Source organism: Cytobacillus sp. Hm23 (assembly GCF_051842895.1).
Lineage (GTDB): Bacteria > Bacillota > Bacilli > Bacillales > SM2101 > Nanhaiella.
In genome coordinates, this window is sequence record NZ_JBPXRQ010000043.1 from 17,923 (window position 1) to 34,437 (window position 16,515).

Consider the following 16,515-nt stretch of genomic DNA (forward strand, 5'->3'; position numbering starts at 1 on the left):
AGTTCCTCGTGATAAGCTTGGAAGGAGGGGGACAGATGGCTGAAAAGTCAGCTCGTTCTAAAGATATTGATACTGAATTAACACTTGACCAAATAAAAGAACAATTAACAGAGATAGGGAAAAAACGCGGGGTACTTACTTATGAAGAGATCGCCGAACGTATGTCAGGGTTTGAAATTGAATCAGACCAAATGGATGAATACTATGAATTTTTAGGTGAACAAGGTGTAGAATTAATTGGTGACGGTGATGAAGATAAAGACCCCAACATCCAAGATCTAGCGAAAGAAGAAGAATTTGACCTGAATGACCTAAGTGTACCTCCAGGAGTAAAGATTAATGATCCAGTTCGGATGTATTTAAAAGAAATTGGCCGTGTTGATTTGTTATCTGCTAAAGATGAAATATCTCTAGCAAAACGGATTGAACAAGGTGATGAAGAAGCAAAACGTCGTCTAGCAGAGGCAAATCTACGATTAGTTGTTAGTATTGCAAAGCGTTATGTTGGTCGTGGTATGTTGTTTCTTGACTTGATTCAAGAAGGCAACATGGGTTTAATCAAAGCGGTTGAAAAATTTGACTATGAAAAAGGATATAAATTTAGTACGTATGCAACCTGGTGGATTCGTCAAGCAATTACTCGTGCTATTGCAGATCAAGCGAGAACAATACGTATTCCTGTTCATATGGTCGAAACGATAAATAAATTAATTCGTGTTCAAAGACAATTATTACAAGATTTAGGTCGAGAACCAACTCCAGAAGAAATTGCTGAAGATATGGACTTAACACCAGATAAAGTTAGGGAAATCCAAAAAATTGCACAAGAGCCCGTATCACTTGAAACACCAATTGGGGAAGAAGATGATTCGCACCTAGGAGATTTTATTGAAGACCAAGATGCTACATCACCTTCTGAACATGCAGCGTATGAATTATTGAAAGAACAATTAGAAGATGTCTTAGATACGTTAACTGACCGTGAAGAAAATGTACTTCGCCTTCGATTTGGTTTAGATGACGGTAGAACGCGAACTCTAGAAGAGGTTGGCAAAGTTTTTGGAGTAACACGTGAACGTATACGACAAATTGAAGCAAAAGCATTGCGTAAATTAAGACATCCTAGTCGTAGTAAGCGACTAAAAGATTTTCTAGAATAATCTTGTCTTCGATTATTTTTCTATAACAATAGTTTACTTCAACTAAAAAGTTGGAGTGAACTATTTTTTTTATAACATTTCTTGTAATTTATTGTACTGAATTGTTAGTTGTTTTGCAAATGGTTATAGAAATAAGTTTTTAAATATTTTAAAATGTTGAGAAAATTCATTAATTAACCTTATAATGGAATGTAAGCGTATACATTTTGTTGAGAGGAGAAAATATATGAATTTTGATTTAACAATGGAACAACAAGTTTTGCAAAAAACCATAAAGGAATTTGCTCAGGAGGAAGTTGCTCCAGGAGCAATTCAACGTGATAAAAATAAAATGTTTCCTCGAGAGATATTTAACAAATTGGCAAAGCTAGGATTAATGGGTCTGCCATTTCCAGAAGAATATGGGGGTGCAGGTGCAGATACAATTAGTTTTGCAATCGTGGTTGAGGAATTAAGTAAAGCGTGTGCCTCTACAGGAATAACCTATTCAGCACATATTTCTTTAGGTGGGGCACCTATTAATTTATTTGGTTCTGATGAACAGAAGGAACTATACTTGGCTCCTATATGTAGCGGTGAATCGTTAGGGGCATTTGGGCTAACTGAGCCAAATGCTGGATCTGATGCTGGTGGAACGATGACTGAGGGGTTAGAAGATGGTGAAGATTTTGTGATTAACGGTAATAAGTGTTTTATTACTAATGCTAGCTTTGCTAAATTCTTAGCATTAACTGCAGTTACAAGTAGAAATGGGGATGAAAAAGAAATTAGCTCCATAATAGTTCCAACAAATGTGGAAGGCTTTTCAATCATTGATAATTATGAAAAAATGGGGTTAAATGCGTCAAATACTACAGAACTTGTATTAAGTAATGTAAGGGTTCCAAAAGAAAACATTTTAGGAACAAGAGGGAATGGCTTAAAACAATTTTTAATCACGCTAGATGGAGGAAGAATTGGTATTGGTGCTATGGCAGTAGGAATTGCGCAAGCAGCATTTGAAAAGGCACATGCATATGCAAATGAAAGAGTTCAGTTCGGTAAACCCCTCTCAAAAATGTCGGCCATTCAATTTAAGCTTGCTGATATGGCCTTAAAGATTGAGCTTGCTAGAAATATGGTATACAAAGCCGCGTGGCTGAAAGACCATAAAAAATCATTTACGAAAGAGGCTGCTATGTGTAAGCTATATGCTTCTGAAATATGTATGGAAGTTACAAGTCAAGCTGTACAAATTCATGGTGGCTACGGGTACATGAAAGAGTATCAAGTTGAACGTTTTATGAGAGATGCTAAGCTGTTAGAAATTGGTGAAGGTACTTCAGAAATTCAAAGGTTGGTCATTGCAAGACAAATTGGTTGTTAACCCGTATAACCCCTTATGTTTTAATCAATAATATGTGTATATTTTCGTAATAAAATTTCAAAATGTATAAGAACTTTGAATTAGGACTTTTCCTTCTATTTATTTTAAAGTAAAATAGAAGTTGTTTGTAAAATATAATTACTACTTGACTTCATTTTTTACATAAGGGGGTAAATGAAATGAACAGAAATCCACTAGTGCCTTATGCACTAATCGCGGTTTTAGGTATTGGTCTTATGTTATTCCTTTCTTTCAAAGGTTTAGGAGACGCTGAAAAGATTGCACTAGGTGAAGAGGAACCACAAGAAGAAGTCGTACAATCTCCAGAAGAAATTTATAATGGGAGCTGTATTGGCTGTCATGGAGGAAATTATGAAGGCGTAGCTGGTCCAGCGCTTCTAGGTGTTGGTGACAAGTTAGATTTGGATCAAATTAAAGATATTTTAGCAAACGGGAAAGGCACAATGCCAGGAGGATTAGTTCCAGCTGATCAATTGGATGCAATGGCTGAATGGCTAACAACATTAAAATAGGCTAAACCTTATACATGATGCAAAGTCCATACTTCGGTAATGGACTTTTTCATTTAGATCATTCATAATCGAATACAAAATAAAGATAGTGGTGAAAAAATGAACGAATTAAAGCTGTCGAAAAGATTAGAAGCTGTAGCAGAGTACATTCCAATGGGATCAAAGCTAGCTGATATTGGATCAGATCACGCATATTTACCTTGCTATGCTTTTTTACAAAAAAAGATAACTTTTGCAATTGCAGGAGAGATAACTCAAGGACCGTTTCAATCTGCAAATGACCAAGTGACCTCTTGTCATTTAAATAATGTGATAGATGTAAGAAAAGGTGATGGCTTGTCCGTAATCGAACGAGGAGAAGTCGATTGTATAACCATTGCAGGAATGGGTGGACTGCTTATCCGTGACATTCTAGAAACAGGCAAAGAAAAGCTCTCTGGGGTCAAGCGGTTAATTCTACAACCTAATGTGGGAGCAAAGCATGTAAGACAATGGTTTATTTTAAATGGGTGGGAGTTAATTGCTGAAACCATTTTAGAGGAAGATGAGAAAATATATGAAATTTTAGTAGCTGAAAGAGGAGCACCGTATGAGCCTTATGAAGAGGACATTGAAAAGGGTCTACTCGTAGGTCCATTTTTAGTAAAGGAGAATAATGATTCATTCAAGCGAAAATGGACAAATGAATTAAAGCATTGGCGAATGATTTTAGCAAAATTAGATCATGCTTCTCACACCTACGATAATTTAACGAAGAAACAGGAACTTGAACAAAAAATTACTTTAGTAACGGAGGCTTTAACATGAAAACACCAAATGGATTTGAAGTTATTCAATTATTTGAGCAGTTCTCGCCTAAGCATCTTGCAATGGAGGGTGACAAAATTGGGCTTCAAATAGGGACATTGAATAAGCCTATTCGTCATGTAATGGTTGCATTAGATGTTTTAGAAACAGTTATCGATGAAGCGATAGAAAATAGTGTTGATTTAATTATTGCTCACCACCCACTCATTTTTAGGCCATTAAAAAATATCGTTACTGATCGACCTGATGGAAGGGTCATCGAAAAATGTATAAAAAATAATATAACAATCTATGCTGCTCACACAAATTTAGATGTTGCACAAGGCGGGGTAAATGATTTATTAGCTAAAGCACTTGAGCTTACAAAAGTAGAAGTATTAGTTCCTACTTTTGAGTTGAATTTAAAAAAACTAGTAGTAACTGTTCCAGAGGCTCATGCTAATCAAATTAAAGAAGTAATCGGCAATGCAGGGGCTGGATTTATCGGTAATTATAGCCACTGTACCTTCAGTTCAGAAGGTGTAGGCACGTTTCTACCTAAGGACAAAGCTAACCCCTATATAGGAAAACCTGGAAAATTGGAAACTGTAAAAGAACAGAGGATAGAAACGGTTTTCCCAGAAAACCTAGAAAAAAAAGTATTATCTGCAATGTTAAAAGCACACCCTTATGAAGAAGTAGCCTATGACATTTATCCACTTGATAATAAGGGAGAAATGAAAGGGTTAGGTAGGATCGGTTACTTACAAAGTGAACTCACACTTGGAGATTTTGCTGCTTTTGTAAAGAGTAAATTAGATGTGGAAGGTTTAAGAGTAGTGGGTAATTTACAAGACAAAGTTAAGAAAGTTGCTGTCTTAGGAGGAGACGGTAATAAGTATATTAGCCAAGCAAAGATGAGAGGTGCAGACGTGTATGTATCTGGTGATATATATTATCATGTTGCCCATGATGCAATGCAGGCTGGGTTAAATATTGTGGATCCTGGTCATAACGTCGAAAAAGTGATGAAAAAGGGTGTTGTAGAAATGATGCGTAAGCAAGTTGCCTCGAAAAACTTTAAAGTGAATATTATTGCTTCAGAAATAAACACAGATCCTTTTACATTTATGTAAAAAAGTGTTGTATCCAATAATAGTGAAACATAGGTATGAAGAATCGTACAGAGGTTACATAAAATGGTTAACTATAAAATGGGACTAAATAGTAGTTTATTTAGTCCCATTAATGTAATTCCCCCGTTATATAAAAATCAACGCTCTTAACTTTTTGGAGTTTTTACCTTAGGTAATATTTTGTGCAATGGCACTTTTCTTTCTCTTGTCCATGTTGATTCATCTGAGCTATTAAAGTTTTCTAAAAATGCAATAACTTCTTTAGTTATAGGTGTTGGTGTGGATGCACCTGCTGTAACTGCTACTTTGTTCGCATTTTTAATCCAATCAATATTTATATCAGTCACATCGGCGACACGGTAAGCTTTTGTTCCTGCTATTTCCATGGAAACCTGTGCTAGCCTATTGGAATTGTTACTCTTAGGATCACCTACAACGATAGTAACATCTGCATGTCCTGCTTGATCTGCAACTGCTTCTTGTCGAACCTGTGTAGCTAAACAAATCTCTTTATGAAATTCTACCTGTGGATATTTTTCCTTTACTTGCTCCATAATATGGCCAACATCCCATTGACTCATCGTCGTTTGGTTTGTGACAATAATTTTTTCGTTATTTAAGGAAAGGTTTTGTACATCTTCTTCGTTCGCCACGAGGTGAACAGCTTGAGGAGCAACACCAATAGCTCCTTCGGGCTCAGGATGTCCTTTCTTCCCTATATAGATGATGTCATAGCCTTCACTTTCTTTAGCTCTTATTAAGTCGTGAGTTTTTGTTACGTCTGGGCATGTTGCATCAATTGTCACAAGCCCCTTTTCTTTTGCAAGTTTTATCACTTCAGGTGAAACGCCATGAGCGGTAAAGATAACCGTACCCTTATCTACTTTGCTTAAAATATCAAGTCTGTTTTCTCCATCTAATGTGATGATCCCGTCTTCTTCAAATGCATCAGTTACATGTTTATTATGAACAATCATTCCTAAAATGTATATTGGCCTTGGTAAAGTTTTATCTAGAGCTGCATTTCTAGCAATTACCATGGCATCTACAACACCATAACAATAACCTCTAGGAGTAATTTTGACTACTTCCATTCGAATCTCCTCCATTTATCCCTAAATGAGAATTTTTTATCTATATTAGCAATGCCTAACAATCATTTGTTCATCGGCTGATATAAAAAGCTTTTTTCGCATTAATTGATATTAATCGCATGATGAAACAAACACATAATCAACCTAGGGTTTCGTAACACCTTATAAAACAAAGACAGTGACAGAAAACCCTCATATGCTGTAGTGGTTTGTGAAAATAGCAATAAAATTTACGAATAGAGCTTAGAAAAAATAAGAAAAGATTTCTTCATGGACTAGTCGAGCATCCATGAAATGTCTCACACTAGCTGTGGGAGGTAAAAAGTTGTTAAGCTTTTCTTATTTCTCTTTATTATAGCGAAGTGGAGATAAGAATTAAAGTTATGAGCTAAATATAGAGCTTTGGTTTTGATTCTCGACTACGATCAACAGGTGGAGATTTCACTATTCTTGGTAGATCTCTCGGACGTATAGAATTTTTGGTCTCGTTTGCTGGTTCGTTAAACATATTAAACATAGACGGGATTTTACTTGCGATAGGGGACAGTTCCTTTAACGTTGGAGCTACAGATTCGGCAGTTTTAAACCACTGTTGAACACTACTCAATGACTTTTGAAAATCTTTTGGATTCATTAAGCCTTTTAACGAATTTGGTGAGTGCAGCATCGTTGACAAATAATTATCTAACCCTTTGTTTGAATGCATAATTGAAGTAAATGGATTTTGGAACCATTGACTGTTAGAAAGCATTTGATTAAGTGAGTTTTGGTGATTCAATTTTCATTCTCCTTTCATATGTTTCATTGTGCTAGTAAATATAGATTATTTTATGTGAGATTAAGCTATTATGTTGTTGGGTTGTAGCCTGTTTTCTTAAAACCTTATGTTTAGATAGGAATTTTCATCCTAATAATTGTTTTTTTGTACAAGGGCATAATGCCATCTTAAACAGCGATGACAAAGGAAAATAACCCAATCCTAGCAGCTCTAATTTTAGTAAAGGTACTCTTCGTAAACTTTGTTCCTATAGCACCTTTACTAATAGATAAAGATGTTGTTTTCCAGAAAATTTATCGTTTTATATAAGAAATGATGCCATGAAATCTAGTTGTATTTCTGTTTATTTATTATTATGTTAAACAACATGCTATGCGAAAACAGCCATAGTAAAAAGCAAACAAAACATAGAAGCCTGATGATATAAGACTGTAGTGTTTACAAAACTTTTTACGGAAAAGAGAATAATGTTAAACTGATTAGGAAGGTGTTTATATGGTTTTCGAAGGATTGACTATTTACAATTGTCTTTGAGGTGTTGCTAATCGACCTATATTTCAACAAAGTAAGTACTTGATTTAGTCTTAGATTGATTTTTTGTAGGTCTATTTCTTTTAATATCGGTTACATTTAGCATATCGCATCATATTTTAATTTAGGATCTATTCGTAAACTTTGTTACGATAGTTTCTGAAATAGAAGATAACAACGCCGTTTTACTTAACAGTCATCGTTTTATAGAAGAAAAGATGCCCTTTAGCTTGAAAAACAACATTCCATAACAAAACAGCCTATACTTTATTAAATATTATGCTCTACATTCTAGTGTAACGCCGCTTAACTTTGCCTTTCTAAAGGCATTAACAGTATTCAATTAAGCTCCATCGCTTAAGGGAGTTGCTGACAAGCTTGCACTTTTCTTATATAATCCATTATAATCTAATGATGATATGTTTTGGCTAGTAGAAATTAAATGAGTGTTCCAGAGGAATTAACAATTCATTTGGAATAGTTTCATAAGGAGTATAGATACGATGAACTCACAATTTGAAAGATTTGGATTAAAACCTTTTATAATCAAAGCGATTAATAGCTTGCAATTTTATAAACCTACTGACATCCAAGAGCGTTTGATTCCCTCGATTTTAAAAGGTGAAAGTGTAATTGGTCAATCACAAACAGGAACAGGTAAAACACATGCTTATTTGTTGCCGATTATTAACAATATAGACCCTTCAAAACAAGAAGTACAAGCGATTATTACAGCACCGACGCGTGAATTAGCTAATCAAATTTATCAGGAAGTATTAAAGGTCACAAAATTTTATGATGGAAGTGAACAAATAACAGCACGATGTTATGTGGGTGGGACAGATAAACAACGTACGCTTGAAAAGCTAAAGGTACAACCACACATCGTAGTAGGAACACCAGGAAGAATACTTGATTTAATAAAGGAACAGGCGCTGCATGTATATTCTTCTAATTCATTAGTCGTCGATGAAGCTGATTTAATGCTTGATATGGGATTCATAAATGAAGTAGATCAAATTGCAGCTAGGATGGCGGAAAAATTACAGATATTAGTTTTTTCTGCTACAATACCAGAAAAATTAAAGCAGTTTTTACGTAAATATATGGACAACCCAAAATATTCGCATGTAGCACCTAATCAAGTAACTGTTACGAGTGTTGAGCAAATCCTGATCCCATCGCGTCATCGAGACAAAGTTCAAATTTTACATGATATCTTGTTGAAGTATAATCCATATTTAGCAATTGTCTTTACCAATACTAAAGTGAAGGCAGATGAAGTTGCTGATTCATTAATTAAAAAAGGCTTAAAAGTCGGTAGAATTCACGGGGACTTATCACCACGTGATCGGAAGAAAATGATGAAGCAAATTAAGGATTTAGACTTTCAATATGTTGTAGCAACAGATTTAGCAGCTAGAGGAATTGATATTGAAGGGGTTAGTCACGTCATTAATTTTGAAATACCTTCTGATCTAGATTTTTATGTTCACCGAGTAGGGAGGACTGCAAGAGCAGGTTATTCTGGCATTGCAGCTACTTTGTATGACCCTTCAGATGAGGATGCAATAGTTAAATTAGAAAAAATGGGGATTACATTTAAACAACAGGATCTTCGTAATAACGAATGGGTTGAACTAGGAGCTAGAGATAAACGTAATAAGCGCAAAAAACAAGTGAATGAGCTTGATATTGAAGCAAAAAAAATTGTCCGTAAGCCTTCTAAAGTAAAGCCTGGTTATAAAAAGAAAATGAAAAACGATATGGAACAATATAAGAAGCGTCAGCGACGTATTAACAACAGAACTAAGTGATCAAACCTATGACGATATTATTTTTTTAAGGGAGATGAATGGTATGTTAAAAATAGGTTCCCATGTCTCTATGAGTGGAAAGAAAATGTTGCTTGGAGCTAGTGAAGAAGCTGTGGGATACGGTGCAAATACTTTTATGATTTATACTGGTGCTCCACAAAATACGCGAAGAAAGAAAATTGAAGAATTAAATATTGAGGCTGGTCATGCTCATATGAGAGAACATGGTATTGAAGATATAGTTGTTCATGCCCCGTATATTATTAATATTGGTAATACGACAAAACCAGAAACATTTGAATTAGGAGTCAATTTTTTACGATCAGAAATTGAAAGAACTGAAGCTTTACGTGCTAAACAAATTGTTCTTCATCCTGGTGCACATGTGGGAGCAGGAGCAGAGGCAGGAATTAATAAAATTATTGAAGGTTTAAACGAAGTTTTAACGCCTGAGCAAAATGTCCAAATTGCTTTGGAAACGATGGCAGGTAAAGGTTCAGAATGTGGTAGAACTTTTGAAGAGCTAGCTCAAATTATCGAAGGTGTCACGCTTAACGAAAAGTTATCTGTTTGCTTTGACACATGTCACACTCATGATGCTGGTTATGATATTGTGAATGATTTTGATGGTGTGCTTCAACATTTCGATCAAGTCATCGGACTTGACCGTTTAAAAGTATTACATATTAATGACAGTAAAAATCCAACTAATTCTCATAAAGACAGACATGAAAACATTGGGTTTGGACACATTGGATATGATGCTCTTAGCTACATTGTTCATCATCCGCAACTTTCAGATATACCTAAAATCTTAGAAACTCCATATGTAGGGGAAGATAAGAAAAATAAAAAGCCACCTTATAAATTTGAAATAGAAATGTTAAATCAAAAAGAATATAATCCAAATTTACTTACAAAAATTTTGGCTGGTTAGCTTAATCACTATGTCAACATAATGACAAGGATTTATGTACCTACAGATCTGTGTCAAAACATTTAAAGGGCTGTCTTAGCTTATATTAGACAGCCTTTTATTGAATAAATTTAGTGAAGAAAGAGTTAATTTTCTTAGCTACAGTTGGGTTTGTAATTTTGGCAACTTCCTTAATGAGTTTTTTTCGCTCTTTATCTTCAAAAATATCTACATCTCTCTTTTGTATAAGCTCTGTAATTTGCCTTGCCTGTTCCTTCGATATTTTAATGTCATATTGTTTACTATAATTAAGTAAATCTTTAACGGTCATATGTTTTATTTTTTGATTAATCACGTGTTGAAAAAGCTTCATTGTATTCTCCTCCCCTTACACATAGTATGATATTGAATAATATTTTGTTCCATAAAACAAGGGTGCTTCATATTTGCAAGGAGACACAAGTATAATGATATAAAGAAAATTTAACGCACATATAACAACACTGAGGAGGGAGACTCATGGCAACAAGACAACATAAAAAAGAAAGCAAACTACATTTTTTTTATCGGTTCATAATGATTTTATTTGGAGCAGGATTAGTAGCTGTTTCTATTGAGTTATTTTTAGTTCCAAATAATATAATTGATGGTGGAATTATTGGTGTCTCTTTAATTATTGATTATTTAACGCCTTCATATATAAGTTTTGCAATGTTAGTCGTTCTACTAAATATCCCATTTATGTATTCTGGGTATAAACAAATAGGTAAGACGTTTATGATATCTTCTATGTTCGGTATTATTTGTCTGGCTATTATTGAACAACTTCTGCACAATGTTGAACCATTTACACCAGAACCTATATTGGCAACTGTATTTGGAGGCCTAATATTAGGTGTTGGGGTAGGGTTAGTTATCAGACATGGCGGATCTTTAGATGGCACTGAAATTCTAGGTATTTTATTAACGAAAAAGCTGCCTTTTTCAGTAGGCGAGTTTGTTATGTTTATTAATATTTTTATTTTTGTTTGGGCAGCATTTGTTTTTGGAACTGAAGAAGCAATGTATTCTGTGATGACATATTATATTGCTTTCAAAACAATTGACACTGTCATTCAAGGACTAGACGAAACAAAGGCTGTCATTATCGTTTCCGATTATTTTGAAGAGGTATCGGATGCTATATTACATAGGCTTGGACGCGGTACAACTAAGTTGAAGGGAAAAGGTGGATTTACAGATGCAGAAAAAGAAGTAATTTACGTTGTGGTAACAAGGATTGAAGTAACTAAACTTAAATCGATCGTTCATGAAATCGATGCTAATGCATTTTTGACAATTATGAGCACGCAAGAAACGAGGGGAGCTAAGTTTAAATCAGCTATACATTAATGACGAATTACTTTAGGATATTTTCGCATGATCGATGCTGATCATATATAACGAGTTTCCATAGCATCTTTTATGCTATGAAAAGGTGGAAGATGCATGGAGCTTTATTAAGTTGTTTATGTTAGAAATGATCAACAAGGGTTACGAAAGTAGCCTTTTCTTTACAATAGGGCTAGCTTCATGTATAATTTTGTTGTTTAAATCGGAATGATTCCTAATAAGACAGAATGGTGATGACATGACAAATAATAATGTACCCATATTAGAAATTGGTGATCTAACCTTTGGTTATGAGCAGGAGAATGTTTTAGAGGACATTAATTTAGTAATGCCTCAAGGAGCATTTTTAGGGTTAGTAGGGCCAAATGGGTCTGGTAAATCAACTTTATTAAAATGTATTTTAGGACTTATTAAACCGCAATCTGGATCGATACGGTTGTTTGGAACTGATATTCACAAATTTAAAAATTGGCATAAAATTGGGTTTGTTTCCCAAAAAGCAAACAGTTTTAATAGTGGTTTTCCTGCAACGGTGCTTGAAGTTGTTCTGAGTGGCTTGACTTCGAAGGTAGGTTTACTTCGATTTTTTTCAAAGGAACATAAATTAGTAGCAGCGAAAGCAATAGCTTCAGTAGGAATGAGCCAGTTTACTAATCGAAATATTGGAGAGTTATCAGGAGGTCAGCAACAAAGAGTATTTATTGCACGAGCAATAGTTAGTGACCCATCCTTATTAATTTTAGATGAACCAACAGTAGGTGTAGATGCTACAAATGTTCAAAGCTTTTACAATATGTTAGAAGACTTAAATCAGAACTTGGGGATTAGCTTATTATTAGTCACTCATGATATTGGCACAATTACTGATAAAGTGTCACATGTTGCCTGTTTAAATAAGACCTTACATTTTCACGGTAAAACAGAGCAATTTGAAAGCCTTGATGAAGGTGCATTATCTACGTTTTATGGTCATCATCTCCACGTTTTAACTCATAACCATGGAGGATAAATGATGTTAATTGAGATTTTTCAATATGAATTTTTACGTAACGCTTTCATTACCGGAATGATGATTGGTTTTTTAGCACCTTTACTTGGTGTTTTTATTGTTGTTAGACGACAGTCTTTGATTGCAGATGCGTTAAGCCATGTTACACTTGCTGGTATAGCTGCAAGTCTGTTTGTTGAAAAAAAACTCGGAGTTTTTCAAGGAATGAACCCATTATATATGGGCATGGGTTTTTCTGTAGTAGGCTCCATTTTTATTGAAAAACTTAGAACCGTATATAAACATTATCAAGAGTTGGCTATACCAATCATTCACTCAACTGGAATCGGACTTAGTGTAGTTTTTATTTCACTAGCTGATGGTTTTAATACAGATCTATTCATGTATTTATTCGGTAGTGTGAGCGCTGTAAGTATGAGTGACGTTTGGACTATTTTAGTTATTTTAATGTTCGTTTGTTTAATCATTTTCATATTTTATAAAGAATTATTTTTACTTTCATTTGATGAAGAGCATGCAACTGCTAGTGGTCTGAATACAAAATGGTTGCATTTGTTATTTATCGTTATGGTAGCATTGGCAATTGCTGCATCAATGCGAATTGTCGGAATTTTATTAGTCTCTTCATTAATGACATTACCTGTAGCAGCAAGTATACGTATTAGTAAAGGGTTTAAACAAACGATTATTTTGTCAATTGTGTTTGCCCAATTAGCCGTATTCTTTGGTTTGTTTAGTGCTTATTATTTAGATGTGGCACCTGGTGGTACGATTGTTCTTTTTGCTGTTATAGAATTAATTCTAGTTCTAATCACGAAGAGAGTGGGGAGAAAGAAAAAATGAATGTTGCTGGTGCAATCAATTTATTAAAGAAGGAAGGGTATAAATATACGGGTAAGCGCGAAGAAATGCTACAACTTTTCTCAAATACAGATAAATATTTAACTGCCCGTGATGTACTGTTAAGGATGAAAGATAACTATCCAAGTTTAAGCTTTGATACAATATATAGGAATTTATCGTTGTTTGTTAAGTTAAATATATTAGAAATGACTGAACTATCTGGTGAAAAGCACTTCCGTTTTACTTGTGCTACGAAAGAACATCACCACCATTTTATTTGTTTACAATGTGGTAAAACGAAAGAAATTCACTCTTGTCCAATGAATCAATTGGCGGATCATTTTCAAGGATATGATGTTTCAGGGCATAAATTTGAAGTATATGGGACATGTCCAGTTTGTGCTAATGCATAAATGAGTTCTATAATAAGTTGAATTTTAAGGTTTTTATAGGATTTTTTCATTCTCGCGTTTTTATGTCTCATGGAGGTACGTTCAAGACCGAGTTATGCTGAATTTTTATTTGTTTTTTTTCGTACTGAGATATAAACATGTATACATCTTGAGTTCCTAGAATTTTTATTTTAAGGTCGTTGAATGATCGAAAAAAGTTTTTTACTGTACTTTTTCAATAATAGCAAGATAATGTTAAAAAAGATGCTTCCAATAAAAGCAAAGATTAACACAAATATTTCTTTCCTAGAGAACTATACTAAATAATGCCCCTCTTTAACATAAGAAAGTGAGGTATATAAACATGGCTCAGGAAAGAAATGATGATGGCTATCGAGATAACTATAGAAATGATCCAGAAGCGGATTTTATGGAAGAAACATCAACGGAGTTTGCGGAACCTGTTCAAGCTTTAGGTAGTACTAGGGAAGTTGAAAATAACTGGGTAGGTTGGCTTTCCTTGGCTCTATCGATCATTTCACTTTTTGTCGCTCCAATCCTTTTTGGAGCTGCAGGTATCATATTAGGCTTTGTTGCCCGCAGAAGAGGAGCAGAAGGAATGGGGGCATGGGCGATCGGAATTGGTATCGTATCCATTGTTCTGGGCATCTTTATACTCCCATTTTTTTAACATGATGAAAAAAAGCTTGACAATTATATGTCAAGCTTTTTCTGTTTGCTGCTTTGCGTAATGCTCTGCTGCTATTTTATCAATTTCTTTCTTAAGTTCTTCGACCATGGTTTCTTCAGGGACTTTACGAACAATTTCACCGTGGCGGAAAAGGAGTCCTTCACCTCTAGCCCCTGCAATCCCTATATCAGCTTCTCGAGCCTCTCCGGGACCATTCACAGCACAGCCTAAAACGGCTACTTTTATCGGCGCTTTAATTGTTGAAATATAGTCTTCTACTTCATTAGCAATACTAATAAGGTCTATTTCAATTCTTCCGCAAGTTGGACATGAAATTAAAGTTGCTGCATTTGAGGCAAGCCCAAAAGATTTAAGTAATTCCCGTGCTACTTTTACTTCTTCTACTGGGTCTGCACTAAGAGAAATACGAAGTGTATTTCCAATCCCTTTACTTAAAATGACACCTAAGCCAGCTGCACTTTTTACTGTTCCGGCAAATAAAGTACCTGATTCAGTAATGCCTAAATGTAAAGGATAATCAAATGCCTTTGCTGCTTTTTCGTAAGCCTCGATTGCTAAATTTACATCCGAAGCTTTCATAGATACAATGATATCATGGAAATTAAGATCTTCTAATATTTTGATATGGTGTAACGCACTCTCAACCATACCGTCGGCAGTAGGGTATCCGTATTTCTCGAGTATCTTTTTCTCAAGAGATCCAGCGTTAACACCAATTCGAATAGGTATATTTTTTTCTTTTGCAGCATTTACGACAGCTTCAACTTTTTCACGTCGCCCAATATTCCCTGGGTTTATACGAATTTTGTCTGCGCCACCTTCGATTGCCTTGAGGGCTAACTTATAGTCAAAATGAATGTCAACTACAAGTGGTATGTCTATGCGACTCTTTATTTCTGCAATGGCATTGGCAGCTCGTTCATCTGGACAAGCGACACGAACTATTTGACATCCAGCTTCTTCTAACCGTTTAATTTCTGCTACGGTAGCTTCGACATCATGTGTTTTTGTTGTGGTCATACTTTGTATAACTAGCTCGTTATTTCCACCAATTGTTAAATTACCAACTTTAACTGGACGAGTTTTGGTACGATGTATAATTTGACTCACGTATATATCTCTCCTTCAAGGATTATCTTCTAAATATATTTAATCTTATGTCCTTTAATTTCAGTATCTTTTTGCTCATAGAATATTGTAACAGTGAAAATATAAAATTGACAAGAATTTAACAGAATTCTTAATAGTCATACATAGGGAATCTATATGTTTTACCTGCTTGCAATTGTTCTGGTTTTAAATTGTTATTTAAAGCTTCAAAATCATTTAAGAGCTGTTCCATTGAAACAGGAATGGGACCATTATATAACTCTTCGACAATAGATATCACTGTATCGCCTCTTTTAACCTTAACAAGCTGATGTTCCATTTGTTGTGTATTTAATGGCGATTCATCCCCATCAACGAATGGCGTGTTTTCTTCTGTATTATTTTGTGAACTAATTACAGGTAACGAGCCAATGCTTATATCATAATAAAAGATATAAATAACAAATAAAAATAAGATAATGCCTATCATCTTTTTCTTCATTATTTCCACCCCGTTTGCATCGCTTTTATACCTATGTATGCATGTCCAAGAAAAATATTCCTAAAAATTTGTAAAGAATGCATATTAGTAATAATTAATCGAGCTAGTCATAAGGTTAAGTTTACAATAACTCTACTTACGTTATTTATTTAGGTTAAATGAGGTAAAATAAAAGAGGCTGGGACATAACTAGCCTCAAAAAGTGAAAAAGGTGAATTTGAGCGAGCTCAAATTCACCTTTTTCTATTTAGAGTGGTAGTGCCTCTATTATCTTATTTGTTGGCAGTGAGTTTTCTTAGATTCACTGCCATTAACGCGAGGCCGATTTCGTTTTCTACCCTCGATTTTCCACGTACAGAAAATCGAGAGAAACACAAATTCGCCTTCAAAAATCCAAAAACTGGTTCCACATCGATTTTTCGTTTTCGATAGATGGCACCCGTCTTCTCTTCTAAAAGC

General features: G+C 34.7%; 18 protein-coding genes. 12 read left to right on the plus strand and 6 right to left on the minus strand.

From position 1 onward, the window contains the following. The first annotated feature begins 35 nt into the window (after positions 1–35). The 5 genes from rpoD (at position 36) to ACSVDA_RS20350 (ending at position 4,981) form a co-directional block, all read left to right on the plus strand. On the plus strand, positions 36–1,160 hold the full coding sequence (rpoD, locus tag ACSVDA_RS20330; protein ID WP_320207881.1) for an RNA polymerase sigma factor RpoD: 1,125 nt from the start codon (positions 36–38) through the stop codon (positions 1,158–1,160). A gap of 226 nt (positions 1,161–1,386) precedes the next feature. Further along, positions 1,387–2,526, plus strand: coding sequence for an acyl-CoA dehydrogenase family protein (locus tag ACSVDA_RS20335; protein ID WP_485885609.1), 1,140 nt, complete (start codon positions 1,387–1,389; stop codon positions 2,524–2,526). A gap of 179 nt (positions 2,527–2,705) precedes the next feature. Next, entirely contained in the window at positions 2,706–3,059 is a 354-nt protein-coding gene (cccA, locus tag ACSVDA_RS20340) for a cytochrome c550 (RefSeq protein WP_214480291.1), read from the plus strand. Positions 3,060–3,158: 99 nt separating this feature from the next. Beyond that, on the plus strand, positions 3,159–3,866 hold the full coding sequence (locus tag ACSVDA_RS20345) for a tRNA (adenine(22)-N(1))-methyltransferase (protein ID WP_485885611.1): 708 nt from the start codon (positions 3,159–3,161) through the stop codon (positions 3,864–3,866). Next, positions 3,863–4,981, plus strand: coding sequence for a Nif3-like dinuclear metal center hexameric protein (locus tag ACSVDA_RS20350; RefSeq protein WP_485885613.1), 1,119 nt, complete (start codon positions 3,863–3,865; stop codon positions 4,979–4,981). The genes ACSVDA_RS20345 and ACSVDA_RS20350 overlap by 4 nt, the downstream gene beginning before the upstream one ends. Positions 4,982–5,127: 146 nt before the next feature. Here the strand turns inward: ACSVDA_RS20350 and ACSVDA_RS20355 are convergent, their stop codons facing one another. Together ACSVDA_RS20355 and ACSVDA_RS20360 are read right to left on the minus strand one after the other, a co-directional pair. Next, complete coding sequence (locus tag ACSVDA_RS20355) at positions 5,128–6,075, minus strand: 4-hydroxy-3-methylbut-2-enyl diphosphate reductase (protein ID WP_485885615.1); 948 nt, start codon at positions 6,073–6,075, stop codon at positions 5,128–5,130. 388 nt (positions 6,076–6,463) lie between these two features. Continuing rightward, a complete protein-coding gene (locus ACSVDA_RS20360) occupies positions 6,464–6,853 on the minus strand; it encodes a hypothetical protein (protein WP_485885617.1) in 390 nt (129 codons plus the stop codon). A 1,034-nt stretch (positions 6,854–7,887) separates the two neighbouring features. Here ACSVDA_RS20360 and ACSVDA_RS20365 point away from each other — a divergent pair. Beyond that, complete coding sequence (locus tag ACSVDA_RS20365) at positions 7,888–9,201, plus strand: DEAD/DEAH box helicase (RefSeq protein WP_485885619.1); 1,314 nt, start codon at positions 7,888–7,890, stop codon at positions 9,199–9,201. Between the two features lie 43 nt (positions 9,202–9,244). After that, positions 9,245–10,138, plus strand: coding sequence for a deoxyribonuclease IV (locus ACSVDA_RS20370; protein WP_485885621.1), 894 nt, complete (start codon positions 9,245–9,247; stop codon positions 10,136–10,138). A 97-nt stretch (positions 10,139–10,235) separates the two neighbouring features. Here the strand turns inward: ACSVDA_RS20370 and ACSVDA_RS20375 are convergent, their stop codons facing one another. After that, positions 10,236–10,490, minus strand: coding sequence for a DUF2624 domain-containing protein (locus ACSVDA_RS20375; protein WP_214480283.1), 255 nt, complete (start codon positions 10,488–10,490; stop codon positions 10,236–10,238). A gap of 146 nt (positions 10,491–10,636) precedes the next feature. Here ACSVDA_RS20375 and ACSVDA_RS20380 point away from each other — a divergent pair, with 146 nt between their 5' ends. The 5 genes from ACSVDA_RS20380 to ACSVDA_RS20400 all read left to right on the plus strand — a co-directional run bounded on the left by ACSVDA_RS20380 (position 10,637) and on the right by ACSVDA_RS20400 (position 14,444). Continuing rightward, complete coding sequence (locus ACSVDA_RS20380) at positions 10,637–11,509, plus strand: YitT family protein (RefSeq protein ID WP_320207891.1); 873 nt, start codon at positions 10,637–10,639, stop codon at positions 11,507–11,509. A gap of 238 nt (positions 11,510–11,747) precedes the next feature. Next, positions 11,748–12,518 carry a metal ABC transporter ATP-binding protein gene (locus ACSVDA_RS20385; protein WP_485885624.1) on the plus strand — a complete coding sequence of 257 codons (771 nt, stop codon included), beginning with the start codon at positions 11,748–11,750 and terminating at the stop codon, positions 12,516–12,518. 3 nt (positions 12,519–12,521) lie between these two features. Further along, positions 12,522–13,361, plus strand: coding sequence for a metal ABC transporter permease (locus ACSVDA_RS20390; protein WP_485885626.1), 840 nt, complete (start codon positions 12,522–12,524; stop codon positions 13,359–13,361). Beyond that, a complete protein-coding gene (locus tag ACSVDA_RS20395; protein ID WP_485885628.1) occupies positions 13,358–13,774 on the plus strand; it encodes a Fur family transcriptional regulator in 417 nt (138 codons plus the stop codon). The genes ACSVDA_RS20390 and ACSVDA_RS20395 overlap by 4 nt, the downstream gene beginning before the upstream one ends. Before the next feature lie 343 nt (positions 13,775–14,117). Further along, positions 14,118–14,444, plus strand: coding sequence for a DUF4190 domain-containing protein (locus ACSVDA_RS20400; protein WP_320207895.1), 327 nt, complete (start codon positions 14,118–14,120; stop codon positions 14,442–14,444). A gap of 30 nt (positions 14,445–14,474) precedes the next feature. Here the strand turns inward: ACSVDA_RS20400 and ispG are convergent, their stop codons facing one another. From ispG to ACSVDA_RS20415, 3 genes are all read right to left on the minus strand, one after another. Further along, complete coding sequence (gene ispG / locus ACSVDA_RS20405; protein WP_214480448.1) at positions 14,475–15,581, minus strand: flavodoxin-dependent (E)-4-hydroxy-3-methylbut-2-enyl-diphosphate synthase; 1,107 nt, start codon at positions 15,579–15,581, stop codon at positions 14,475–14,477. 124 nt (positions 15,582–15,705) lie between these two features. Then, complete coding sequence (locus ACSVDA_RS20410; protein ID WP_485885630.1) at positions 15,706–16,056, minus strand: LysM peptidoglycan-binding domain-containing protein; 351 nt, start codon at positions 16,054–16,056, stop codon at positions 15,706–15,708. Positions 16,057–16,328: 272 nt separating this feature from the next. Beyond that, positions 16,329–16,515: transposase (locus tag ACSVDA_RS20415; RefSeq protein ID WP_485885632.1), on the minus strand; the 187-nt coding region annotated here is incomplete at its 5' end.